The organism is Streptomyces sp. NPDC026062, from assembly GCF_055568375.1.
The window spans coordinates 31,573-53,958 of the sequence record NZ_JBVHOQ010000021.1 but is presented as its reverse complement, the minus strand read 5'-3'; the positions used below and the strand labels follow the sequence as shown (position 1 = coordinate 53,958).

Sequence of the window (22,386 nt, the reverse complement as noted above, 5' to 3'; positions counted from 1 at the left end):
GGGCCCCCCCTGGGGGGGCGCTACCAGGGGCGGCCCCTCGTGGGGGGCGCCGGGGGCCACCCGGTGAGCTGGGGGGCCGAACAGCCCACCCCCGCGGGGGGGGGCGGCCCGGGGGGGGGGCCCCCCCCGGCCCCTCTCGCTCGGTCTGTGGCTCAGAGCTCCTGGCCGCGGGCCGCTTCGGCGGCCGCCGCCTTACGGGCCTTCTCGGCCTGCTCCTCGGCCTCCATCTCGGCGAAGACGTCGATGGGCGGCGGCGCCTTGGCGAGGAAGACCCAGGTGAGGTAGACCGCCAGCAGGAACGGCGGGATCTTCAGGGCGATCAGGACCCAGCCGAACTGGGTGGTGTCGGCCCACCAGTACAGCGGGAAGAGGATCGCGCACTTGGCGAGCAGGATCAGGCCCCAGGCGTAGCTGGCCTTGGCGTAGGCCTTCTTGCGGCCGGGGTTCCGGGTGCGCCAGGAGAGGTTCTCCTTGAACACCGGGCCGAGGATCAGTCCGATCAGCGGAAGACCGGCGACCGTGGTGACCAGGTAGGCGAGAGCCAGTCCCAGCGTGTAGATCATGCCCGGGAGGTAGAAGTCCTTGGCGTTGCCGGTCATCTTCGCGAAGACGACACCGAAGGCCACACCGAAGACACCGCTGAAGGCGTGCTTGACGGTGTCCTTGCGGATCAGCCGGACGACCACGAGCACCAGCGACACCGCGACGGCCGCGATGGCCGAGTTCGTGAGGTTCTTGTCGATGGTGAAGATCGTGACGAAGAGCAGTCCGGGCAGGACCGTCTCCACCATGCCCCGGATGCCGCCGAAGGCCTCGAAGAGCGCGGCCTCGGTGACCGCCTTCGCGTCGGCCTCCTGCTGGTCGGTGGTGCGGTCCGTATCGGACGTCGGCTTGTCGAGAGACGTCACCGGCTACTCCTTGCCGAGCGGTCGGAGTTCGTATGTGGGATTGAACAGCACCCGGCGCCCGTGGCTCATGGCGATGCGGCCGGAGACGATGAGCTTGCGGCCCGGTTCGATGCCCACGATGGAGCGCCGGCCGAGCCAGACCACGTCGAGCGGCGCGGTGCCGTCGAAGAGCTCCGCCTCAAGTGCGGGCACTCCGGCGCGCGGTCGCAGGGTGACCGTCCGCAAGGTACCAGTGACCTTCACGATCTGGCGGTCGGTGCACTCGGAGATCCGGGTGCATCCCGAGGCCTGCGAGTCCTCCTCCAGCTCTTCGCACTCCAGGTCCTCCTGGGAGCTGGAAAGCCGGTCGAGCATCCGTCGGAAGCGCCCGGACGGCCGCTCGGCCTTCTGGGACTTCTCGAATCGAGGAACAGCACTCATACCCGAAGGGTACCGGTCCCCGGGGGTCCTGAAAGGTGGCCGCCGTCTCACTCGAACGGGTTACCCGGCCCCGGGGCTCCGGGCCCTCAGGCGCGCTCGAACCGGTAGCCCATTCCGGGTTCGGTGACGAAGTGCCGGGGGTGCGAGGGATCGGTCTCCAGTTTGCGCCTCAGCTGCGCCATGTAGACCCGCAGATAGTTGGTCTCGGTGCCGTACGAGGGCCCCCAGACCTCCTGGAGCAGCTGCTTCTGGCTGACCAGCCGGCCGCTGTTGCGGACCAGGACCTCCAGCAGGTGCCACTCGGTGGGGGTGAGCCGTACGTCGCGTCCGTCCCGGTGGACCTTCTTGGCGGCGAGGTCGACGGTGAACCCCTCGGTCTCCACGAGCACGACCTCGTCGCCGCCCTCCTGGCCGACGGGCTCGGCGCGGCGCACCGCGGCGCGCAGCCGGGCCAGCAGCTCGTCCATGCCGAAGGGCTTGGTGACGTAGTCGTCGGCTCCGGCGTCCAGGGCCTCGACCTTCTCGTCGGAGGTGTGCCGGGCCGAGAGCACCAGGATCGGTACCCGGGTCCAGCCGCGCAGGCCCCTGATCACCTCGACGCCGTCCATGTCGGGCAGCCCCAGGTCCAGCACGACCACATCGGGGTGGCGGGCGGCGGCGAGCTGGAGCGCGGTGGCCCCGTCGGGTGCCGCGTCCACCTCGTACTTGCGCGCCTTCAGGTTGATCACAAGGGCGCGTACGATCTGCGGCTCGTCGTCGACCACAAGCACCCGGGTCATCGCGGTCCTGCCTTTCTGCTGTGCGTGGATGTGCGGAGGTTCCGGCGGATCATGAAGTGACCCGCGCGGGCAGGTCGGGGGCGGCGGGAACGTATCCGGAGGCCGCCTTCAGGGTGAGCACCATGGTGAGGCCCCCGCCGGGGGTGTCCTCGGCGTCCAGCGTGCCGCCCATGGACTCCACGAAGCCCCGGGCCACGGCGAGGCCGAGGCCCACTCCGGCGCCGCGCGGGGCGTCACCGTAGCGCTGGAAGGGCTCGAAGATGCGTTCCTTGGCCTCGTCGGGGACGCCCCGGCCCCGGTCGGCCACGCGGAGCTCGACCCGGGCGCCGAGCGCGCTGGCCGCCACGGTGACGCGCTCGCGGTCGGGGCTGTACTTGACGGCGTTCTCGACGATGTTGGCGACGGCCCGCTCCAGCAGCCCGGGGTCGACGGCGACCATCGGCAGCGTCTCAGGGATGTCCAGTTCGACGCTGTCCTCGGGGACGCCGCCCAGCGCCATGGGTACGACCTCGTCGAGGTCGATCTCACGGATCAGCGGGGTGACGGTGCCGGTCTGCAGGCGGGACATGTCGAGGAGGTTGCCGACGAGGTGGTCGAGGCGGTCGGCGCCGTTCTCGATGCCTTCGAGGAGTTCGGCCTCGTCGTCGTCGGACCAGGCGACGTCGTCGGAGCGCAGGGAGCTGACAGCGGCCTTGATGGCCGCGAGGGGGGTCCGCAGGTCGTGGCTGACGGCGGCCAGCAGCGCGGTCCTGATCCTGTTCCCCTCGGCGAGCCTGCGGGCCTTCTCGGCCTCCCCGACCAGGCGCTGGCGGTCCAGGACGACGGCCGCCTGGGCGGCGAAGGCACCGAGCACCCGGCGGTCCTCGGCCGGCAGCACCCGGCCGGAGAGGGCCAGGGCCATGTGGTCGCCGACGGGCATGTCCGCGTCGGCGTCCTCGGGCCGGGCGACCGGCGCCGGTCCGACGCTTCCGGCGCACGTCCACGGATCGACGTCGCTCTGCCGCTCCAGCAGGGCGACGGACTCCATACCGAAGGTCTCGCGGACCCGGTCCAGCAGCGCGTCCAGGGTGGTCTCGCCGCGCAGCACGCTGCCAGCCAGGAAGGAGAGGATCTCCGACTCGGCGCGCAGCCTGGCGGCCTGGTGGGTACGGCGGGCCGCCAGATCGACGACGGAGGCCACGGCGGCGGCCACCGCGAAGAAGATCACGATGGCGACGAAGTTCTCGGGGTCCTGCACGGTCAGGGTGTGGGTGGGCGGGGTGAACCAGTAGTTCAGCAGCATCGAGCCCGCGGCGGCCGACGCGAGGGCGGGTCGCAGTCCGCCGAGCAGGGCCGCGGCGACGGTCATGAAGAGGAAGAGCAGGACGTCGTTGGCGAGCCCGGGGCCGTTCTCCATGCCCTTGAGGAGCAGCGAGAGGAGGACCGGGCCGCCCACACCGACGAGCCAGCCCCAGATGATGCGGGCCCTGCCGAGCCGGGCACCGCGGGCGATGGGGAGGCCTCGGCCCTTGGCGACCTCGTCATGGGTGACGATGTGGACGTCGAGGTCGGTGCCGGAGTCGCGGGCCACGGTGGCGCCGACGCCGGGGCCGTAGATGTACTGCCAGGTCTTGCGGCGGCTGGAGCCCAGGACGATCTGGGTGGCGTTGACGCCGCGGGCGAATTCGAGGAGCGCCGAGGGTATGTCGTCGCCGATGACGTGGTGGAAGGTGCCGCCGAGGTCCTCGACGAGCGTGCGCTGGACGGTCAGCTCCTTGGGCGAGGCCGACGTCAGTCCGTCGCTGCGGGCGATGTACACGGCGAGGATCTCACTGCCGGAGCCCTTGGCCGCCATCCGGGAGGCGCGCCGGATGAGGGTGCGGCCCTCGGGTCCTCCGGTGAGTCCGACAACGATGCGTTCGCGGGCCTGCCAGGTGGTGCGGATGTTGTGCTCGCCGCGGTACTGCTGAAGGTATTCGTCGACCCGGTCGGCCACCCAGAGCAGGGCCAGTTCACGCAGGGCGGTGAGGTTGCCGGGGCGGAAGTAGTTGGAGAGCGAGGCGTCGATCCGGTCCGGCTTGTAGATGTTGCCGTGGGCCATCCGCCGGCGCAGCGCCTGGGGCGACATGTCGACAAGTTCGAGCTGGTCGGCACGGCGGACGACTTCGTCGGGCACCGTCTCGCGCTGGCGTACGCCGGTTATGGACTCGACGACGTCGCCGAGGGACTCCAGGTGCTGGATGTTGACCGTGGAGACCACGTCGATGCCGGCCTGGAGAAGCTCTTCGACGTCCTGCCAGCGCTTGGCGTTGCGGGAGCCCGGCACATTGGTGTGGGCGAGTTCGTCCACCAGGGCGACGGCCGGGGCGCGCTCCAGGACCGCGTCCACGTCCATCTCGGTGAAGACGGCGGAGCGGTACTCGATCTCGCAGCGCCGGATCTGTTCGAGGCCGTGCAGCATGACCTCGGTGCGGGGGCGGTCGTGGTGCTCGACGAAGCCGACGACGCAGTCGGTGCCCCGCTCCACACGGCGGTGCGCCTCGGAGAGCATCGCGTACGTCTTGCCGACGCCGGGTGCCGCACCGAGGTAGATCCGAAGTTTGCCGCGCGCCATGGCCCCATTGTCTTCCCGAAACCGGCTCTTCTCACAGAAACCAGTGGCGGCCGATGCGGCAGCCACAGTCGAAACTACCCTGTGAATTTCCGGCATATCGGGTGGGGGGTGTGGGCGTGCTCCGTATTGACGCAACCCTGATGCCTCCGCCGAGGACGGCCCGCGCCCGCCCCGGCGCGGTCGCCCCGGCGGCCCTCGCAGCCCCGCTCCCCGCTCCCCGCTCCCCGCTCCCCGCTCCCCGCTCCCCGCTGAGAGCAGCACTGACGGCAGCGCTGCTCTCAGTGCTGCTCTCAGTGCTGCTCTCAGTGCTCGATGATGTGCCCGTCGCTGAGCTCCAGCACCCGGTCGGCGAGGCCGAGCAGCTGGGCGTCGTGGGTGGCGACGAGCGCGGTGACGCCCTCGCTGTGGACGACGGCGCGCAGGAGTTGCATCACCGCGAGGCCGGTCTCGGCGTCGAGTTGCCCGGTGGGCTCGTCGGCGATCAGCAGGGCGGGGCGGTTGGCGAGCGCGCGGGCGATCGCGACGCGCTGCTGCTGACCGCCGGAGAGCTCGCCGGGGCGCTGCGCGGCGTGATCGGCGAGGCCGACCAGGGAGAGGAGCAGCGAGACCCGCTCCTCGCGCTCGCGCGGATCGGCCTTGCGCAGCCGCATGGGTACGCCGACGTTCTCCGCCGCGGTCAGGATCGGGATCAGGCCGAAGGACTGGAAGATGAAGCCGACCCGGTCGCGGCGGAGCTCCAGCAGCCCGTTCTCACCGAGCGACGAGAGATCGGTGCCGTCCACGGTGATCCGGCCGTTGTCGGGGGTGTCGAGGCCGCCGACCAGATTGAGGAGGGTCGTCTTGCCGGAGCCGGAACGCCCCTTGAGCGCGACGAGCTCACCGCGCGGCACCTCGAAGGACACGCCACGCAGCGCGTGCACGGCACCGGCCCCGGAGCCGTAGGAGCGGTGCAGGTCCTCGATCCGGACCATCGGCCGCTCGGCGACGGTCGTGCCGCCCTCCGCGCCGGTGCCCTTGGCGGAAGTGCTCTCGGTCATGTCGCTCCCCGTGTTTCGGTCCTGTCGGCCGCCAGTATGTGCATGCGGTACGGGGCCGGGCAATGCCCGGGTGCGGCCGTGGCGGCCGAACCCGGGCATCGGGGGTGTTCAGCGCGTTCCGGTCTCCTCGGTGAGGTGCCTCAGCGCGATGTTGAGCTGAAGGACGTTGACCCTCGGTTCGCCGATGAAGCCGAGGATGCGGCCGTCGGTGTGCCGGTCGACGAGCTCGGCGACCCGGGCGGCATCGAGGTGGTTGCGCGCGGCGACGCGGTTCACCTGAAGCCGTGCGTAGGCCGGGGAGATGTCGGGGTCCAGGCCGGACCCGGAGGAGGTGACCGCGTCGGCCGGTACCTGGGAGGGGCTGACGGGGTGGCCGGGGACGGAGTTGTCCTTGACCACGGCGGCCTTGGCGGCGGTGACCCAGTCGATGAGCTCCTTGTTGTCGCCGGAGCGGTTGGTCGCGCCGGACAGGATGAGGGAGTACCGGGTGTTGACGCTGTTGGTGCCGAGCCCGTTGGACGGTCGCGGCTGGAACCACTTGAGGTCGGGGGAAGCCGCCTCCTGGCCCTTCCTGAGGGGCAGGTCGTAGCGCTGGCCGATGAGCGAGGAGCCGACGACCTCGCCGTCCGCCGTGATCTCGGAACCGTTGGCGCGTCCGGGCATGAGCCCCTGGGCGACACCGGTGACGGCGAGCGGGTAGACGACGCCGCAGACCAGGGTGAGGACGAGCAGGGCGCGCAGTCCGGCCCAGAGCAGCCGCGCGGAGTTTCCTACGGAGTTGTTCATGGCAGGTCAGCCGATTCCGGGGATGAGGGAGATGATCAGGTCGATGATCTTGATGCCGATGAACGGGGCGATCAGGCCGCCGAGTCCGTAGACACCCAGGTTGCGCCGGAGCATGGAGTCGGCACCGCTGGGCCGGTAGCGGACGCCCTTGAGGGCGAGCGGGACCAGCGCGACGATGATCAGCGCGTTGAAGATCACGGCGGACAGGATCGCCGACCGGGGTGAGGAGAGGTCCATGACGTTGAGCTTGTCCAGGCCCGGATAGACCACCGCGAACATCGCGGGGATGATCGCGAAGTACTTCGCGACGTCGTTGGCGATGGAGAACGTCGTGAGCGCGCCGCGCGTGATCAGGAGCTGTTTGCCGATCTCGACGATCTCGATCAGCTTCGTCGGGTTGGAGTCCAGGTCCACCATGTTCCCGGCCTCCTTGGCGGCCGAGGTGCCGGTGTTCATGGCCACGCCGACATCGGCCTGGGCGAGCGCCGGGGCGTCGTTCGTGCCGTCACCGGTCATCGCGACGAGTTTGCCGCCCGCCTGCTCCCGCTTGATGAGGGCCATCTTGTCCTCGGGGGTGGCCTCGGCGAGGAAGTCGTCGACGCCCGCCTCCTCGGCGATGGCCTTCGCGGTCAGCGGGTTGTCGCCGGTGATCATCACCGTACGGATGCCCATCCGGCGCAGTTCGCCGAACCGCTCCCGCATGCCCTCCTTGACGACGTCCTTGAGGTGGACGACGCCCAGGATCCGGGCCCCGTCCGCGTCCTGGCAGGCAACCAGGAGCGGGGTGCCGCCGGCCGCCGCGATGCGGTCGGTGAGCGCCCGCGCGTCCTCGGCCACGCTGCCGCCCCGCTCCCTCACCCAGGCGATGACGGATCCGCTCGCGCCCTTGCGGACCCTGCGTCCGTCGACGTCCACGCCGGACATCCGGGTCTGGGCGGTGAACTCTACCCACTCTGCATGGGCGAGTTCGCCCTGGTGGCGCTCGCGCAGGCCGTACCTCTCCTTGGCGAGAACCACCACGGACCTGCCCTCGGGCGTCTCGTCGGCCAGCGAGGAGAGCTGGGCGGCATCCGCCAGCTCGGTCTCCGTCACACCCGCGACGGGGAGGAACTCGGCGGCCTGCCGGTTGCCGAGGGTGATGGTTCCGGTCTTGTCGAGCAGCAGCGTCGAGACATCGCCCGCCGCCTCGACGGCGCGCCCGGACATGGCGAGGACATTGCGCTGCACGAGCCGGTCCATGCCGGCGATGCCGATCGCGGAGAGCAGTGCGCCGATGGTGGTCGGGATCAGACAGACCAGCAGCGCGGTCAGCACGATCATGGACTGCTCGCTGCCGGCGTAGATCGCGAAGGGCTGGAGCGTGACGACGGCGAGCAGGAAGACGACGGTGAGGGACGCCAGGAGGATGTTCAGGGCAATCTCGTTGGGCGTCTTCTGCCGGGCCGCGCCCTCGACCAGGGCGATCATCCGGTCGATGAAGGTCTCGCCGGGCTTGGTGGTGATCTTGATGACGATGCGGTCGGAGAGCACCTTCGTACCGCCGGTGACCGCGCTGCGGTCGCCGCCGGACTCCCGGATGACCGGGGCCGATTCGCCGGTGATCGCGGACTCGTCGACGCTGGCGACGCCCTCGACGACGTCACCGTCGCCCGGGATGATGTCGCCGGCCTCGCAGACGACCAGATCGCCGACGCGCAGTCCGGTACCGGGGATCCGTTCCTCGGTCCGCCCGGTCAGCCTGCGGGCGACCGTGTCCGTCTTCGCCCTGCGCAGGGTGTCGGCCTGGGCCTTGCCCCGGCCCTCGGCGACCGCCTCCGCCAGGTTGGCGAAGATCGTGGTCAGCCACAGCCAGGCGGCGATCGCCCAGCCGAACCAGTCGGCCGGATCCAGCACCGCGAGCACGGTGGTGAGCACCGAACCGACCAGCACCACGAACATCACCGGCGAGGTGACCATCACCCGTGGGTCGAGCTTGCGTATCGCGTCGGGAAAGGCGCCGATCAGCATCCGGGGGTCGAACAGCCCGGCACCGACGCGCCCGTCGGGAGCGGCCCCGGCCCGGGTGTCCTGGTGCGGTGTGCGGTCCGGCGTGACTGTGGACATCGCGTCCTCTTGCTTCGTACGGATGGTCATGACGCCAGCCCCTCGGCCAGCGGTCCCAGCGCGAGGGCCGGGAAGTAGGTCAGACCGGCGATGATCATGATGGTGGCGACCAGCAGTCCGCTGAAGAGCGGTCTGTGCGTGCCGAGGGTGCCGACGGTCGCCGGTACGGGCCGCTGCTCGGCCAGCGAGCCGGCCAGCGCCAGGACGAACACCATGGGCAGGAACCGGCCCAGCAGCATCGCGAGCCCGATCGTGGTGTTGAACCACTGGGTGTCCGCGTTGAGCCCGGCGAACGCCGAACCGTTGTTGTTGGCGCCGGAGGTGTAGGCGTAGAGGATCTCCGAGAAGCCGTGCGCGCCCGAGTTGGTCATCGAGTTGCCCGGGGTGGGCAGGGCCATCGCGACGGCGGTGAAGCAGAGCACCAGGGCCGGTGTGATCAGGATGTAGCAGGCGGCGAGTTTGATCTCGCGGGTGCCGATCTTCTTGCCCAGGTACTCCGGCGTACGGCCGACCATCAGCCCGGCGATGAACACCGCGATGACCGCCATGATCAGCATCCCGTAGAGGCCGGATCCGGTCCCGCCGGGCGCGATCTCGCCGAGCTGCATGCCGAGCATCGTGATGCCGCCGCCGAGTCCGGTGAACGAGGAGTGGAACGAGTTCACCGCTCCGGTCGAGGTGAGCGTGGTGGCCACCGCGAAGAGGGAGGAGCCCCCGACACCGAAACGATTCTCCTTGCCCTCCATCGCCCCGCCCGCGATGTCGAACGCGGGCCCGTGGTGCGTGAATTCGGTCCACATCATCAGCGCCGTGAAGCCGAGCCAGATGACGCCCATGGTGGCGAGGATCGCGTACCCCTGCCTGAGCGAGCCGACCATGCGGCCGAACGTGCGCGTCAGAGCGAAGGGGATGACGAGGATCAGGAAGATCTCGAAGAGGTTGGAGAGCCCGTTGGGGTTCTCGAAGGGGTGGGCCGAGTTGGCGTTGAAGTAGCCGCCGCCGTTCGTGCCCAGTTCCTTGATGACCTCCTGCGAGGCGACCGCGCCGCCGTTCCACTGCTGCGAGCCGCCCGTGAACTGGCCGACCTCGTGGATGCCGGAGAAGTTCTGGATCGCTCCGCAGGCGACCAGCACGAGCGCGCCGATCACCGCGATCGGCAGCAGGATCCGTACGGTGCCGCGCACCAGGTCGGCCCAGAAGTTGCCGAGTTCACCGCTGCGGACGGCAGCGAACCCCCGGACGAGTGCCACCGCGACGGCGATGCCGACGGAGGCCGAGACGAAGTTCTGCACCGCGAGGCCGCCGGTCTGTACGACGTGGCCCATGGCCTGCTCGCCGTAGTACGACTGCCAGTTGGTGTTCGCGACGAACGACGCCGCCGTGTTGAACGCCTGATCGGGGTCGATCGAGGAGAAGCCGAGCGAACCGGGCAGCGAGCCCTGGAGCCGCTGCAGCAGATAGAGGAAGAGGACGCTCACCGCGGAGAAGGCGAGAACGCCGCGCAGATAGGCGGGCCAGCGCATCTGCGTGTTCGGATCGGCGCCGATGGCCTTGTAGATCCACTTCTCGGCCCGCAGGTGGCGGGGCGAGGTATAGACACCAGCCATGTAATCACCGAGCGGGCGGTACGCCAGACCCAGCGCCACGACGAGCGCGAGTACCTGGAGCACGCCTGCGAGGACGGGGCTCATTTCGGGCTCAGAACCTCTCCGGGTACAGAAGGGCGAGGACGAGATAGCCCAGCAGGGCTACGGCCACGACGAGGCCGGCCACGTTTTCGGCAGTCACAGCTTGGCCACCCCCTTGGCGATGAGGGCCACCAGCGCGAAGACCGCGATCGTGGTGACGACGAAGGCCAGGTCGGCCATCGGATGCTCCTGGATGAGGTGCGGATTTCTCGGACCTCCGAAGCAAACCTCCCGCCGACGCCGCTGTGACCTGCGTTGATGCCTTCCTTACGGGTGATGGCTCAGCATTGACGTCGCCCGTACGTGCCCGATACGCCTCCCATACGGAGGGCCTCCCCCGGACACGCGAAAGGCCGGTGGCCCGTACCCCTGCGTGGGGGTACGGGCCACCGGCCGGTGCTTACGGGGTGCGGGTCAGCGCACCTCGGTGATCTCGGGACCTCGCTGGAGGCCGGCCATGCCACCCGAGAACTTCGAGCTCTCCTGCTCCTCCTGCTGGACGCCCTCGGGAACCATCTGGGCGTCGTTGGGGAGCTTGAGGACGATCGGGTCGCGCGGGGCCATCGGGCCGTCGCCGCGGACGACCACGGTGTCCCGGAAGACCGTCTCCAGGAGACCGGCGGCCTCCGGCTGCACGGCACCCTGGCCGGAGATCACTCCGCGCAGGAACCAGCGCGGACCGTCGACACCGACGAAGCGCACCATCTGCACGCCGTTCGCCCCGTCGGGAAGCTGTACGGGGACCTGCGCACGCAGCTCCCAGCCCAGCGGGCCCTCGACCTCGTCGATGATGCCGCCCTGCTGGGTGATACCGGAGGCGATCTCCTCGCGGACCTCGCCCCAGATGCCCTCCTTCTTGGGGGCGGCGAAGGCCTGAAGCTGGATCGCGCTGTCGCGCAGCACGACCGTGGCGGCGACGATCGCGTCACCGGCGACCTCTACGCGCAGCTCCATGCCCTCGACACCGGGCACGAAGATGCCGCCCAGGTCGACCCGGCCCTCGCCGGGCTGGGAGACCTCGTCGATGTCCCACGGCCCGTCCGGGCGCGGCGCCGGCGGAAGGTTCGTCCGGCGCGATCCGCCCTCGGCATCGTCGAGCTCGTCGACGACCTGCTCGGCCTCGCGCGCTTCGTCCGCCGTGTCATCGGCGGAACCACTGTTCTTGCGACGTCCGAACACGTCACTTTCCTTCCCGGTCGGATTCGACCGAAGCGTAGCTGTTCCCGCCCTGGGGAACCCCGCCCCGGACGCCATCAACATCAACGGCGGCATGGCCGCCGGTGGACCCGAAGCCCCCTTCGGCCCGCGCCGAGCCGGGAAGCTCCGACACTTCGTGGAAGCGCACCTTCTCGACCTGCTGCACGACCAGTTGGGCAATCCGGTCGAACCGCTCGAACCGCACGGACTCGCGCGGGTCGAGATTGATGACGATCACCTTGATCTCTCCACGGTACCCGGCATCCACCGTCCCCGGGGCATTCACCAGGGCGACTCCGCAGCGTGCGGCGAGACCCGACCGGGGGTGCACGAACGCGGCGTACCCGTCCGGCAGGGCGATCGAAACCCCGGTGGGCAGAACGGTCCGCTCACCCGGCGCCAGCTCGGCGGCCTCGGTGGTGACCAGATCGGCCCCGGCGTCGCCCGGGTGCCCGTACGCCGGAATCGGCACCTCGGGGTCGACCCGGCGGATCAGGACATCGACGGGATGGCGCATCACGGGTTCACCTCGAAGGCACGGGTCCGCCTGACCTGGTCCGGGTCGGCCATCGCCGCGCGGATCTCGGCCGGACGGCCGTTGTCGATGAAGTGATCGACCTTGACCTCGATGAACAGGGCCTCGGCCCGGACCGCCACGGGCCCGTCCGGGCCACCGATCCGGCCGGTCGCCCTGGAGTAGATCTTCCGGCCGTGCACGGCCGTGATCTCGGCGTCCAGGTGCAGCACGGTGTCCACCGGGACAGGCCGGACGAAGTCGGTCTCCAGCCGTCCGGTCACCGCGATCACCCGCAGCAGCCAGTTCAGCGAGCCCAGTGTCTCGTCGAGCGCGGTGGCCAGCACTCCGCCGTGGGCGAGGCCCGGGGCGCCCTGGTGGGCGGCCTGCACGGTGAACTCGGCGGTGACGCCGACACCCTCGCCGGCCCGCGCCTGGAGGTGCAGCCCGTGCGGCTGTCCGCCGCCGCAGCCGAAACAGTGTTCGTAGTGCGCGCCGAGCAGTTCGCCGGGTGCCGGGGCGTCGGGATGCCGGACCGGTTTCACCGCGTCGGCCGGGGGCGTCAGAGCCGCAGATGTTCCACTCACAGGCGCAGACCTTACCCGCGCGGGTACCCGCAGGTCGCGCCGTGCCAAGCTTGGGTTCATGCAGCCTTCCACCCCACCGTTCGACGAACGTCTCACCGCACCGCGTTCGTGGTGGTTCATCGCCGTCCTGATCGGCATCGCGTGCGCGCTGATGCTGCTGCCCATGGGCACCCTGCCGCTGCTCGCCGGGCTGGCGGGGGGCACCGCCCTGTCGGCGGTGGCGGTCAGCTCCTACGGCTCCGCCCGGATCCGGGTGGTGGCAGGCGCGCTCGTCGCCGGCGACGCGCGGATCCCGGTGTCGGCGCTCGGTGCGGCCGAGGTGCTGGACGCCGAGGAGGCGCGCGCCTGGCGTTCGTACAAGGCGGACACCCGGGCCTTCATGCTGCTGCGCAGCTACATCCCCACGGCGGTGCGCGTGGAGGTCACGGATCCCGAGGACCCGACCCCGTACGTCTACCTCTCGACCCGTGAGCCGCAGGCGCTGGCCGCGGCCCTGAAGGCGGCTGCCCCGGCCTGACCGGGGACCCGGGGACCGGGCGGTTCATGCCGGCCGCTTCGTGAACGGCAGCTTCGTGAACGGCAGCTTCGTGCCGGGCCGCTTCGTACGGAGCTGCTCCGTACGGGGCTCCTGAAGGCCGTTGGCGGCCTGCCGGGAGGACTCAGCCCTCCGAGTCCTTCGGATCCTCGGGCAGGGCGGTGTACGGGTGCTCCGGGCGTTCCAGCGGCGGCAGTTCCGCCAGCAGGTCCCAGGGGACCTGCCGCTCGCGCAGGTCCTTCCTGACCCGTTCGGCGACTTTTCTGGTGTCGCGCCGGTTCATCATCGCGCCGACGGCGGCGCCGATCATGAACGGGATGAGATTGGGCAGATCGCGCGCGGTGCGCTTCATGATCTGCTGGCGCAGCTCACGCTTCATCCGACCGCCGAGCGCCGCGTTGACCGTCATGGGCTGGGCGACGTCGATGCCGCGCTCCTCCGTCCAGGACGTGAGGTAGGCGGTGGAGCGCCGGCCGATGCCGCCCGGCGGGCGTTGTCCGTAGACCTCGTGCAGTTCCGCGACGAGCTTCATCTCGATCGCGGCCACACCGGTGATCTCCGTGGCCAGCTCGGCGAACATGGCCGGCGGGACGGGCATCATGGCCGCCGCGCCGATTCCGGCGCCGACGGTCGCGGTGGCTCTGCTCGCGCCGGCGATGAGCCGGTCGGCGATCTCCTCGGGCCCCAGGCCCGGGAACTGCTTGCGCAGGGTGGCGAGGTCGCGCACAGGGACGCGGGGAGCGATGTCGATGATCAGGTCGGCGATATGACCGATCGCCGCCTTGGCGCTCACCCCGCCCTTGCGTACGCCCCGTTTCACTGCCTTCAGACGGCCTGCCCCGGTCACGGGCTCCGTCCTGTCGACCTGTCCGGCCCTGTCGGCCGCGTCGACTTGCGCGGCCGCCTCGATGGCGGCCACAGCTGCTTCGACTGCTTCGAGCGAGGCCGACCGGCCCCGCTCGTCGTCCTGTTCGCCCGGCGCGGGTGGCAGGGCGGACCGCTCGGCAGGCGCTGCTACGCCTTCTGCCGGGCCTGTACCGCCCTGCTGCGCCTCCGGCCCTTGCTTGCGCTTGCGCCGCGTGCGCCGCTTCCGGAACGGTGTGTCCCCTGCCACGGCCGACCGGACCTCAGTCGCAGTCGCGGCAGATCGGCTGACCGTTCTTCTCGCGGGCCAGCTGACTGCGGTGGTGCACGAGGAAGCAGCTCATGCACGTGAACTCGTCGGCCTGCTTGGGCAGGACCCTTACGGCCAGTTCTTCGTTGGAAAGGTCTGCGCCGGGCAGCTCCAGTCCTTCGGCCGCGTCGAATTCGTCGACGTCGACGGCGGACGCCGTCTTGTCGCTCCGGCGAGCCTTGAGCTCTTCAAGGCTGTCCTGATCGACGTCGTCATCGGTCTTGCGTGGGGTGTCGTAATCCGTTGCCATTGTCGCTCTCCCCCTCTGGGTGTCTGCGGTGTCTCAGCGCACGTAACGCGTGAGAGGCCGGACTTGTGCCCGACCCGAGGCGGAGATTTTGCCTCACATCAAGGTCTGTTACTCAATCGACACCCAAAAGGACCGCTCGAGAGTGATCAGCTTGGGTGGCGATGGGGACCGTACACGGTCCCGGCGGCGCTGTTCGCCAGCACCACCCCGTGTACTTCCCGTGATATCGGCCCCCGAAAACCCGACTTTTGCCGGTTTTCCGGAGGGATCCCCGATCACGGAGCGTGGACTGGCGAAATATCGCTCCTGTGATCGATCACACACGGTCCCTCCGGGATCGAGTCCCGAAAATTCCGCTCAAAGCGAACATAAATAATTGGTTCGCATCTCGCCACGCCCAGCTTCTCAGACAGGCAGTGAGACGCGCATCACAAGACCACCGCCCTCGCGGGGCTCGGCGATGATACGGCCGCCGTGGGCGCGCGCGACCGAGCGGGCGATCGACAGACCGAGACCCACCCCCTTGTCGCTGCCCGTCCGCTCCGTACGCAGCCTTCTGAAGGGCTCGAAGAGGTTGTCGATCTCGTACGCGGGCACCACGGGTCCGGTGTTCGTGACGACCATCAGGGCCTGCCCCGGCAGCAGCTCGGTGCCGACCTCGACCCAGCCGTCCTCCGCGACGTTGTAGCGCACCGCGTTCTGTACGAGGTTCAGCGCGATCCGCTCCAGCAGGACACCGTTGCCCTGGACGACGGCCGGGGCCAGCGCGGCGCGCATCTCCACGCCCTTGGCCTCCGCCTCGCCCCGCGCCTGGTCCAGCGCGCGGGATGCCACTTCGGCCAGGTCGACAGGTTTGCGTTCGACGATCTGGTTGTCGCTGCGGGCGAGCAGCAGCAGGCCCTCCACCAGCTGCTCACTGCGCTCGTTGGTGGCCAGCAGTGTCTTGCCGAGCTGCTGGAGCTCCGGCGGCGCCGCGGGATCGGAGAGGTGGACCTCCAGCAGCGTGCGGTTGATGGCCAGGGGCGTGCGCAGCTCGTGCGACGCGTTCCCGACGAACCGCTGCTGCGCGGTGAAGGCCCGCTCCAGCCGCTCCAGCATGTCGTCGAAGGTGTCCGCCAGCTCCTTGAGCTCGTCGTCCGGCCCGTCCAGTTCGATGCGACGGGACAGATCGGTTCCGGCCACCCTGCGGGCGATGCGGGTGATCCGCCCCAGCGGCGAGAGCACCCGTCCCGCCATGGCGTAGCCGAAGGCGAAGGCGATGACGCTCAGGCCGACGAGGGCCAGCAGCGAGCGGTTCAGGAGCGTGTCGAGCGCCTGCTGGCGCTGGTGGTTGACGCAGGAGTTCATCGCCGAGTTGACGGCGTCCGGTGAGCTCCCCTCCCCCAGCAGATTGCAGATATCGCTGGACACATGCCCGTCGACGATCTTGAACGGCAGTTCACTGCCCACGTGCAGGGCCTGCGCGGCCAGCATGTAGATGATCGACAGCAGCAGGATGCCGGCGATCAGGAACATGCCGCCGTACAGCAGGGTGAGGCGTATCCGGATGGTCGGGCGCAGCCACGGATACGGAGGGTCCTGCTGTTTGGGCTCCCAGGTGGGTTTGGGGGGCGGCGGAGGGGCCGCGGGCGGCGGGACGGCGGGCACCGGCATCAGATCCGGTAGCCGGAGCCGGGCACCGTGACGATCACCGGCGGCTCGCCGAGCTTGCGCCGCAGGGTCATGACGGTGACCCGGACGACGTTGGTGAACGGGTCGGTGTTCTCGTCCCAGGCCTTCTCCAGGAGCTGCTCGGCCGAGACGACGGCGCCCTCGCTGCGCATCAGGACCTCCAGCACGGCGAACTCCTTGGGAGCGAGCTGCACCTCCTGATCGTTGCGGAAGACCTCACGGCGGTTGGGGTCGAGCTTGATTCCGGCGCGCTCCAGGACGGGCGGCAGGGCCACCGTCGTACGGCGGCCGAGGGCACGGACCCGTGCGGTCAGCTCGCTGAAGGCGAAGGGCTTGGGCAGATAGTCGTCCGCGCCCAGCTCAAGGCCCTCCACGCGGTCGCTGACGTCCCCGGACGCGGTGAGCATGAGCACCCGGGTCGGCATGCCCAGCTCGACGATCCGGCGGCAGACGTCGTCGCCGTGGACCAGAGGGAGGTCCCGGTCGAGGACCACGACGTCGTAGTCGTTGACCTCGATACGTTCAAGGGCCGCGGCACCGTCGTAGACGACATCGACGGCCATGGCCTCACGGCGCAATCCGGTGGCCACCGCATCGGCGAGCAGCTGCTCGTCCTCCACGACGAGTACGCGCACGGCGCTTCCTTCCTTAGAACCTCACATCAGGGCTTCACGACGTCCTGGCGCGCGGACGGACCGTGATCCACGCCACGCCTCGGCAGGGGTCGTGCGGCTCCATCCTGCCCGCAACACGCATAAACCGGCGGTAAGGCGGCGCGGTCCTGCCTGCGGCTTCCCGGAATTCGGAGGATTCCCGGGCCAGTTGAGGTTTCTCTGAGGGTTGGGCCGGGGAGGACGAATTCACACCCGCGATCACGTCTTGTATGTGGCGTACCACAGGCCCCTCCGTCCCACCGGAGAGTGCGTGATCACCCGCCCTACCGCCTCGGCGGAGGGAAACCCGGGCACACCCCCGTGCCACCGACCCACGATGAGGGGGCGCTTCATGGACGCTTTCACCGCTGGTCTGCTGCAACGCATCCAGACCACCGAGTCCGACCTCACGAAGGCCCGCGAGACGGGCGACGACTTCCTTGCGGACGTCGAGCAGGGCGAGCTGGACGACCTGCACCGCCTCGCTGCCGAGCACGGTGTTCACATCAGCGCCACAAGCGTCTGAGCCGTTACGGGAAGGCCCCGCGGTGCCGCACAGGCATCCGCGGGGCCTTCCCCGTTCCCGGGGCGTCCACGCCCCGCTCAGCGGCGTTCGCAGCCGTCTCCCGCCACGGTCAGTCGTGCCAGGCTCCCAGTTCCTCCAGGAGGGCCTGGAGGGGTTCGAAGACGCCCGGCGGCGCGGCCACCGTCAGTCCGCCGTCGGCGGGCAGCCCGGGGCGTCCGCCGGTGAGCGCACCCGCCTCCCGGGCGATGAGGTCGCCCGCGGCGAGGTCCCACGGGTGGAGGCCGCGCTCGTAGTAGCCGTCGAGGCGCCCGGCGGCGACGTCGCAGAGGTCGATCGCCGCGGAGCCGCCGCGCCGGATGTCCCGGAGCTTCGGAATCAGGACGCGCGCCACGTCCGCCTGGTGTGCCCGGACGTCGGCGACGTAGTTGAAGCCGGTCGACACCAGCGCCTGGTCGAGCGGCGGGGCCGGCCGGCAGCGCAGCCGGGCGCCGTCCCCGTACGCCCCGCCCTTTGCGTACGCACCGCCGCCCAGGACCGCGTGGTACGTCTCCTGGCGCATCGGGACCTCCACGACGCCCACGACCCGCTCCCCGTCACGCTCCGCGGCGACGGAGACGGCCCACGTGGGGAGGCCGTAGAGGTAGTTCACGGTGCCGTCGAGCGGGTCGATCACCCAGCGGACACCGCTGGTGCCCTCGGAGCTGGCGCCCTCCTCGCCGAGGAAGCCGTCCTGCGGGCGGCGCTCGGACAGAAAGCCGGTGATCAGTTTCTCGGCGGCGATGTCCATCTCGGTGACGACGTCCACCGGGCTGGACTTCGTCGCGGCCACCCCCAGGTCGGCCGGGCGGCCGTCACGCAGCAGCGCACCGGCGCGGCGGGCGACGTCCAGGGCGAGGTCGAGCAGTTCGGACAGCAGGGGGTCGGTCACGGTGCTCCCAGGGAGGTGTGGAGGTTGCGGGCGGGTCGGCGGTGGCGCGTCACGCGTACGGACTGTCGGCGCCCGCTGCGGCGGGTTTCGGCGCCCGGGCCGGGCAGCAGCCGACCGGGCACAGATCGTGGCTCGCCCCGAGCGAACCGAGGGCGCACCTGTCGGGGCCGAGGCCCCGCTCGGTGGCGGCGCGCTCCAGCACCAGGCCGCGTACGGCAGCCGCGAACCGGGGATCGGCACCCACCGTCGCGGACCGGCGCACCGTGAGCCCGAGCTCGGCCGCCTTCGCCGTGGCCTCGGTGTCGAGGTCGTACAGAACCTCCATGTGGTCCGAGACGAAGCCGATCGGTGCCATCACCACGGCGGGGACGCCCTCCCCGTGCAGCGACTCCAGGTGGTCGCAGATGTCGGGTTCCAGCCACGGGATGTGCGGGGCACCGCTGCGCGACTGGTAGACGAGCTCCCAGGGGTACTCGACGCCGGTCCGCTCGGCCACGGCCGCCACGATCAGCCGTGCCACGTCCAGGTGCTCGGCGACGTACGCACCGCCGTCGCCGTGCGCCTCCACCGGGCCGGAGGTGTCGGCGCCCGCCGTCGGGATGGAGTGCGTGGTGAAGGCCAGACGCGCGCCCGCCCGTGTCTCGGCCGGCAGCTCGGCCAGCGAGGCGACGACGCCGTCCACCATCGGCTCGACGAAGCCGGGGTGGTTGAAGTAGTGCCGCAGCTTGTCGACGCGCGGCACGGGCAGCCCCTCGGCCTCCAGCACGGCCAGCGACTCGGCCAGGTTCTCGCGGTACTGCCGGCAGCCGGAGTACGAGGCGTACGCGCTGGTGGCCAGGACGGCGATGCGGCGGTGACCGGCCCGGCTCATCTCGCGCAGGGTGTCGGTGAGGTAGGGCGCCCAATTGCGATTGCCCCAGTAAACGGGCAGATCGAGTCCGTGCCCGGCGAAGTCCTTGCGCAGGGCGTCGAGCAGCGCCCGGTTCTGGCCGTTGATCGGGCTGACGCCGCCGAAGAGGAAGTAGTGCTTGCCGACTTCCTTCAGCCGCTCCTCGGGGATTCCCCGGCCGCGGGTCACGTTCGCCAGGAACGGAACCACGTCGTCCGGTCCTTCGGGGCCTCCGAAGGAGAGCAGCAGCAGGGCGTCGTAGGGAGCGGGATCGCGCAGATCGGACATGACACCGATCCTGCCACCCGCCTCCGTCCCGGCTCCCACCGACACCGGCCCGCGCCCCCGCCCCCGCCCCGCAGGTTCACCGGCGCCGTCCCGGAATCCCGCTGCCGGACCCTCCGGTGCGCCCGTAAGCTGTATCGGCCACATTCACCCCTGACACCGCGTGTGACCACGCCGTATCGGAGCCCCCCTTGCCCAGTCCCTACCGTGCGATCTTCGCCGCCCCCGGCACCAAGGGGTTCTCCTCGGCCGGCTTCTTCGGCCGTATGCCGCTGTCCATGATGGGCATCGGCGTGGTGACGATGGTCTCCCAGCTCACCGGCCGGTACGGGCTGGCGGGCGCGCTCTCCGCGACGCTGGCGATGTCGGCCGCCGTGGTGGGACCGCAGGTGTCCAGGCTGGTGGACCGGTACGGACAGCGCCGGGTCCTGCGTCCGGTGACCCTGGTCGCGCTGGCGGCCGTGGCCGGGCTGCTGGTCTGCGCTCAGCAGGGACTGCCCGACTGGACCTTGTTCGTCTTCGCGGCGGGTTCGGGGTGCGTGCCCAGTGTCGGGTCGATGGTGCGCGCCCGCTGGGCGGAGATCTACCGGGGTTCGGCGCGGCAGTTGCACACCGCGTACGCCTGGGAGTCGATCGTCGACGAGGTCTGCTTCATCTTCGGTCCGATCATCTCCATCGGTCTCTCCACCGCCTGGTTCCCGGAGGCCGGTCCCCTGCTCGCAGCCGGCTTCCTGCTGGTCGGCGTCTTCTGGCTGACCGCCCAGCGGGCCACCGAACCGGTGCCGCACCCGCACGCCCGGCACACCACCGGATCCGCGCTCTCCTCGCGCGGGCTGCAGGTGCTCGTGGTCACCTTCGTGGCGACCGGGGCGATCTTCGGGGCGGTCGACGTGGTGACGGTGGCCTTCGCCGAGGAGCAGGGCCACAAGGCGGCGGCGAGCCTGGTGCTGGCCGTGTACGCGCTGGGGTCCTGTCTGGCCGGGGCGGTGTTCGGTCTGCTGCATCTGAAGGGCCGGGCGTCGTCGAGGTGGCTGGTGGGGGTGTGTGCGATGGCCGTGAGTATGATCCCCCTCCAACTGGCCGGGAGCCTTCCGTTCCTGGCCGTGGCGCTCTTTGTCGCGGGTCTCGCCATCGCACCGACGATGGTCACCACCATGGCCCTCGTCGAACAGCACGTACCGCGCACCAGACTGACCGAGGGCATGACCTGGACCAGTACCGGGCTCGCCGTTGGTGTGGCGCTCGGCTCCTCGGCCGCCGGCTGGGTGGTCGACGCGTCCGGGGCGAAGGCGGGGTACGCGGTGCCCGCCGTGGCGGGAGCGCTCGCGGCCGCGGTGGCGTTCCTGGGGTACCGCCGGCTCGCAGGGCCGGTTCCTACGGAAGGGCGCGGGGAAGATGACCGACACCTACGCACGGACGACGACGAGCGCGTGGCGTAACTGGGCGGGGAATGTCACCGCCCGTCCGGTACGGGCCGTGTCCCCCGCCTCCGTGGACGAGCTGGCCGAGGCGCTGCGCGGGGCGTCCGGGGACGGTCTGAAGGTGAAGCCGGTCGGCACCGGCCACTCGTTCACCGCGACGGCCGCCACCGACGGGCTGCTGATCCGCCCCGATCTGCTCACCGGCATCCGCGGCATCGACCGTACGGCGATGACGGTGACCGTCGAGGCCGGCACTCCGCTGAAGCGGCTCAACACCGCGCTGGCCCGCGAGGGCCTCTCGCTCACCAACATGGGCGACATCATGGAGCAGACCGTCGCCGGCGCCACGTCGACCGGCACCCATGGCACCGGCCGCGACTCGGCGTCCATATCCGCGCAGATCCGCGCTCTGGAACTGGTCACCGCGGACGGCACGGTGCTGAACTGCTCGGAGACCGAGAACCCCGACATCTTCGCCGTCGCCCGGATCGGACTCGGTGCGCTGGGTGTCATCACGGCCATCACCTTCGCCGTGGAGCCGGTCTTCCTGCTGACGGCCCGTGAGGAGCCGATGGCCTTCGACAAGGTCACAGCGGAGTTCGATCAGCTGGTGGCCGAGAACGAGCACTTCGAGTTCTACTGGTTCCCGCACACGGGCAACTGCAACACCAAGCGCAACAACCGCAGCGCGGGCCCCTCGGCCCCGCCCGGAAAGTTCCGCGGCTGGGTCGAGGACGAGCTTCTCTCCAACGGCATCTTCCAGGTTGCCTGCTCGCTCGGCCGGGCGGTCCCCGCCACGATCCCGTCGATCGCGAAGCTCTCCAGCAGGGCCCTGTCGGCCCGCACCTACACGGACATCCCGTACAAGGTCTTCACCAGCCCACGCCGGGTGCGGTTCGTGGAGATGGAGTACGCCCTGCCGAGGGAGGCCGCCGTCCAGGCGCTGCGCGAGGTCAAGGCGATGGTGGACCGTTCCCCGCTGCGGATCAGTTTCCCGGTGGAGGTGCGTACCGCCCCCGCCGACGACATCGCGCTCTCCACGGCGTCGGGCCGGGAGAGCGCGTACATCGCCGTCCACCTGTACCGGGGCACTCCGTACCAGGCGTACTTCACGGCGGTCGAGCGGATCATGACCGCGCACGGCGGGCGTCCGCACTGGGGCAAGGTCAACACCCGTGACGCCGAGTACCTGGCGGGCGTGTACCCGCGCTTCGGCGAGTTCACCGCCGTACGGGACCGGCTGGACCCTGACCGGCTCTTCGCCAACGACTATCTGCGCCGGGTCCTGGGCGACTGACACCGGCCCTCGACGCGACGCGGCCGGGGGGGCCCCCCCGGGGGGGGGGGGGGGGGGGGGGGGGGGGGGTGCGGGGGGGGGGCGGCGGGGGGGGGGGGGGGGGGGGGGGGGGGGGGGGGGGGGGGGGGGGGGGGGGGGGGGCCGT

The 22,386-nt window shown here is 70.5% G+C and carries 22 protein-coding genes; 4 read left to right on the top strand and 18 right to left on the bottom strand.

Going from position 1 to position 22,386, the window contains the following annotated elements; translation table 11 throughout:
* Positions 1-152: 152 nt before the first annotated feature.
* The 12 genes from ACZ4LX_RS20345 to ACZ4LX_RS20290 form a co-directional block, all read right to left on the bottom strand.
* Positions 153-908 (bottom strand): DUF3159 domain-containing protein, encoded by a 756-nt coding sequence (locus tag ACZ4LX_RS20345; RefSeq protein ID WP_467641355.1) that lies wholly within the window; start codon positions 906-908, stop codon positions 153-155.
* Positions 909-911: 3 nt separating this feature from the next.
* Positions 912-1,328, bottom strand: a complete 417-nt coding sequence (locus ACZ4LX_RS20340) for an OB-fold nucleic acid binding domain-containing protein (protein ID WP_467641358.1) — start codon at positions 1,326-1,328, stop codon at positions 912-914.
* 86 nt (positions 1,329-1,414) lie between these two features.
* Positions 1,415-2,107 carry a response regulator gene (locus tag ACZ4LX_RS20335; RefSeq protein WP_467641360.1) on the bottom strand — a complete coding sequence of 231 codons (693 nt, stop codon included), beginning with the start codon at positions 2,105-2,107 and terminating at the stop codon, positions 1,415-1,417.
* A 49-nt stretch (positions 2,108-2,156) separates the two neighbouring features.
* Positions 2,157-4,700, bottom strand: coding sequence for an ATP-binding protein (locus tag ACZ4LX_RS20330; protein WP_467641363.1), 2,544 nt, complete (start codon positions 4,698-4,700; stop codon positions 2,157-2,159).
* Positions 4,701-5,002: 302 nt separating this feature from the next.
* Positions 5,003-5,737, bottom strand: a complete 735-nt coding sequence (locus ACZ4LX_RS20325) for an ABC transporter ATP-binding protein (protein ID WP_467641366.1) — start codon at positions 5,735-5,737, stop codon at positions 5,003-5,005.
* A gap of 108 nt (positions 5,738-5,845) precedes the next feature.
* Positions 5,846-6,523, bottom strand: a complete 678-nt coding sequence (locus ACZ4LX_RS20320; protein WP_467641368.1) for a potassium-transporting ATPase subunit C — start codon at positions 6,521-6,523, stop codon at positions 5,846-5,848.
* Positions 6,524-6,529: 6 nt separating this feature from the next.
* The gene (kdpB, locus tag ACZ4LX_RS20315; RefSeq protein WP_467641681.1) at positions 6,530-8,626 is read right to left on the bottom strand and encodes a potassium-transporting ATPase subunit KdpB; all 2,097 of its coding nucleotides are present in this window, start codon (positions 8,624-8,626) and stop codon (positions 6,530-6,532) included.
* 26 nt (positions 8,627-8,652) lie between these two features.
* Positions 8,653-10,317, bottom strand: coding sequence for a potassium-transporting ATPase subunit KdpA (gene kdpA / locus ACZ4LX_RS20310; RefSeq protein WP_467641371.1), 1,665 nt, complete (start codon positions 10,315-10,317; stop codon positions 8,653-8,655).
* 7 nt (positions 10,318-10,324) lie between these two features.
* The gene (gene kdpF / locus ACZ4LX_RS20305; RefSeq protein ID WP_147971349.1) at positions 10,325-10,414 is read right to left on the bottom strand and encodes a K(+)-transporting ATPase subunit F; all 90 of its coding nucleotides are present in this window, start codon (positions 10,412-10,414) and stop codon (positions 10,325-10,327) included.
* Between the two features lie 314 nt (positions 10,415-10,728).
* Positions 10,729-11,493 (bottom strand): DUF3710 domain-containing protein, encoded by a 765-nt coding sequence (locus ACZ4LX_RS20300; RefSeq protein ID WP_467641375.1) that lies wholly within the window; start codon positions 11,491-11,493, stop codon positions 10,729-10,731.
* Position 11,494: 1 nt separating this feature from the next.
* Complete coding sequence (dut, locus tag ACZ4LX_RS20295) at positions 11,495-12,028, bottom strand: dUTP diphosphatase (RefSeq protein WP_467641685.1); 534 nt, start codon at positions 12,026-12,028, stop codon at positions 11,495-11,497.
* Positions 12,028-12,612 (bottom strand): PaaI family thioesterase, encoded by a 585-nt coding sequence (locus tag ACZ4LX_RS20290; protein WP_467641378.1) that lies wholly within the window; start codon positions 12,610-12,612, stop codon positions 12,028-12,030. The genes dut and ACZ4LX_RS20290 overlap by 1 nt, the downstream gene beginning before the upstream one ends.
* 58 nt (positions 12,613-12,670) lie before the next feature.
* On the opposite strand from ACZ4LX_RS20290, the gene ACZ4LX_RS20285 reads away from it, so the two are divergent.
* Entirely contained in the window at positions 12,671-13,129 is a 459-nt protein-coding gene (locus tag ACZ4LX_RS20285) for a DUF3093 domain-containing protein (RefSeq protein ID WP_467641381.1), read from the top strand.
* A 142-nt stretch (positions 13,130-13,271) separates the two neighbouring features.
* Here the strand turns inward: ACZ4LX_RS20285 and ACZ4LX_RS20280 are convergent, their stop codons facing one another.
* From ACZ4LX_RS20280 to ACZ4LX_RS20265, 4 genes are all read right to left on the bottom strand, one after another.
* Entirely contained in the window at positions 13,272-14,261 is a 990-nt protein-coding gene (locus ACZ4LX_RS20280) for a hypothetical protein (protein WP_467641383.1), read from the bottom strand.
* Between the two features lie 13 nt (positions 14,262-14,274).
* Positions 14,275-14,571 (bottom strand): DUF4193 domain-containing protein, encoded by a 297-nt coding sequence (locus tag ACZ4LX_RS20275; protein WP_003965732.1) that lies wholly within the window; start codon positions 14,569-14,571, stop codon positions 14,275-14,277.
* A gap of 405 nt (positions 14,572-14,976) precedes the next feature.
* On the bottom strand, positions 14,977-16,224 hold the full coding sequence (locus tag ACZ4LX_RS20270; RefSeq protein WP_467641386.1) for a sensor histidine kinase: 1,248 nt from the start codon (positions 16,222-16,224) through the stop codon (positions 14,977-14,979).
* Positions 16,224-16,877, bottom strand: a complete 654-nt coding sequence (locus ACZ4LX_RS20265; RefSeq protein ID WP_399302369.1) for a response regulator transcription factor — start codon at positions 16,875-16,877, stop codon at positions 16,224-16,226. Before ACZ4LX_RS20265 ends, ACZ4LX_RS20270 begins: the two co-directional genes overlap by 1 nt.
* Positions 16,878-17,247: 370 nt before the next feature.
* On the opposite strand from ACZ4LX_RS20265, the gene ACZ4LX_RS20260 reads away from it, so the two are divergent.
* Complete coding sequence (locus tag ACZ4LX_RS20260) at positions 17,248-17,421, top strand: hypothetical protein (protein ID WP_467641390.1); 174 nt, start codon at positions 17,248-17,250, stop codon at positions 17,419-17,421.
* Positions 17,422-17,530: 109 nt separating this feature from the next.
* Here the strand turns inward: ACZ4LX_RS20260 and ACZ4LX_RS20255 are convergent, their stop codons facing one another.
* Complete coding sequence (locus ACZ4LX_RS20255; protein ID WP_467641392.1) at positions 17,531-18,349, bottom strand: inositol monophosphatase family protein; 819 nt, start codon at positions 18,347-18,349, stop codon at positions 17,531-17,533.
* Positions 18,350-18,398: 49 nt separating this feature from the next.
* On the bottom strand, positions 18,399-19,526 hold the full coding sequence (locus ACZ4LX_RS20250; protein ID WP_467641395.1) for a ferrochelatase: 1,128 nt from the start codon (positions 19,524-19,526) through the stop codon (positions 18,399-18,401).
* A gap of 188 nt (positions 19,527-19,714) precedes the next feature.
* Here ACZ4LX_RS20250 and ACZ4LX_RS20245 point away from each other — a divergent pair, with 188 nt between their 5' ends.
* Positions 19,715-20,962: an MFS transporter gene (locus ACZ4LX_RS20245; RefSeq protein ID WP_467641397.1), complete on the top strand. Its 1,248-nt coding sequence runs from the start codon at positions 19,715-19,717 to the stop codon at positions 20,960-20,962.
* On the top strand, positions 20,919-22,241 hold the full coding sequence (locus ACZ4LX_RS20240; RefSeq protein WP_467641399.1) for a D-arabinono-1,4-lactone oxidase: 1,323 nt from the start codon (positions 20,919-20,921) through the stop codon (positions 22,239-22,241). The genes ACZ4LX_RS20245 and ACZ4LX_RS20240 overlap by 44 nt, the downstream gene beginning before the upstream one ends.
* Positions 22,242-22,386: the final 145 nt, after the last annotated feature.

Coding starts and splice junctions, on each gene's coding strand:
- ACZ4LX_RS20340 (WP_467641358.1), bottom strand. CDS start 1,328: ATGAGTGCTGTTCCTCGATTCGAGAAGTCCCAGAAGGCCGAGCGGCCG.
- kdpA (WP_467641371.1), bottom strand. CDS start 10,317: ATGAGCCCCGTCCTCGCAGGCGTGCTCCAGGTACTCGCGCTCGTCGTG.
- ACZ4LX_RS20250 (WP_467641395.1), bottom strand. CDS start 19,526: ATGTCCGATCTGCGCGATCCCGCTCCCTACGACGCCCTGCTGCTGCTC.
- kdpB (WP_467641681.1), bottom strand. CDS start 8,626: ATGTCCACAGTCACGCCGGACCGCACACCGCACCAGGACACCCGGGCC.
- ACZ4LX_RS20335 (WP_467641360.1), bottom strand. CDS start 2,107: ATGACCCGGGTGCTTGTGGTCGACGACGAGCCGCAGATCGTACGCGCC.
- ACZ4LX_RS20325 (WP_467641366.1), bottom strand. CDS start 5,737: ATGACCGAGAGCACTTCCGCCAAGGGCACCGGCGCGGAGGGCGGCACG.
- ACZ4LX_RS20270 (WP_467641386.1), bottom strand. CDS start 16,224: ATGCCGGTGCCCGCCGTCCCGCCGCCCGCGGCCCCTCCGCCGCCCCCC.
- ACZ4LX_RS20285 (WP_467641381.1), top strand. CDS start 12,671: ATGCAGCCTTCCACCCCACCGTTCGACGAACGTCTCACCGCACCGCGT.
- ACZ4LX_RS20275 (WP_003965732.1), bottom strand. CDS start 14,571: ATGGCAACGGATTACGACACCCCACGCAAGACCGATGACGACGTCGAT.
- ACZ4LX_RS20260 (WP_467641390.1), top strand. CDS start 17,248: ATGGACGCTTTCACCGCTGGTCTGCTGCAACGCATCCAGACCACCGAG.
- ACZ4LX_RS20240 (WP_467641399.1), top strand. CDS start 20,919: ATGACCGACACCTACGCACGGACGACGACGAGCGCGTGGCGTAACTGG.
- ACZ4LX_RS20330 (WP_467641363.1), bottom strand. CDS start 4,700: ATGGCGCGCGGCAAACTTCGGATCTACCTCGGTGCGGCACCCGGCGTC.
- dut (WP_467641685.1), bottom strand. CDS start 12,028: ATGCGCCATCCCGTCGATGTCCTGATCCGCCGGGTCGACCCCGAGGTG.
- ACZ4LX_RS20320 (WP_467641368.1), bottom strand. CDS start 6,523: ATGAACAACTCCGTAGGAAACTCCGCGCGGCTGCTCTGGGCCGGACTG.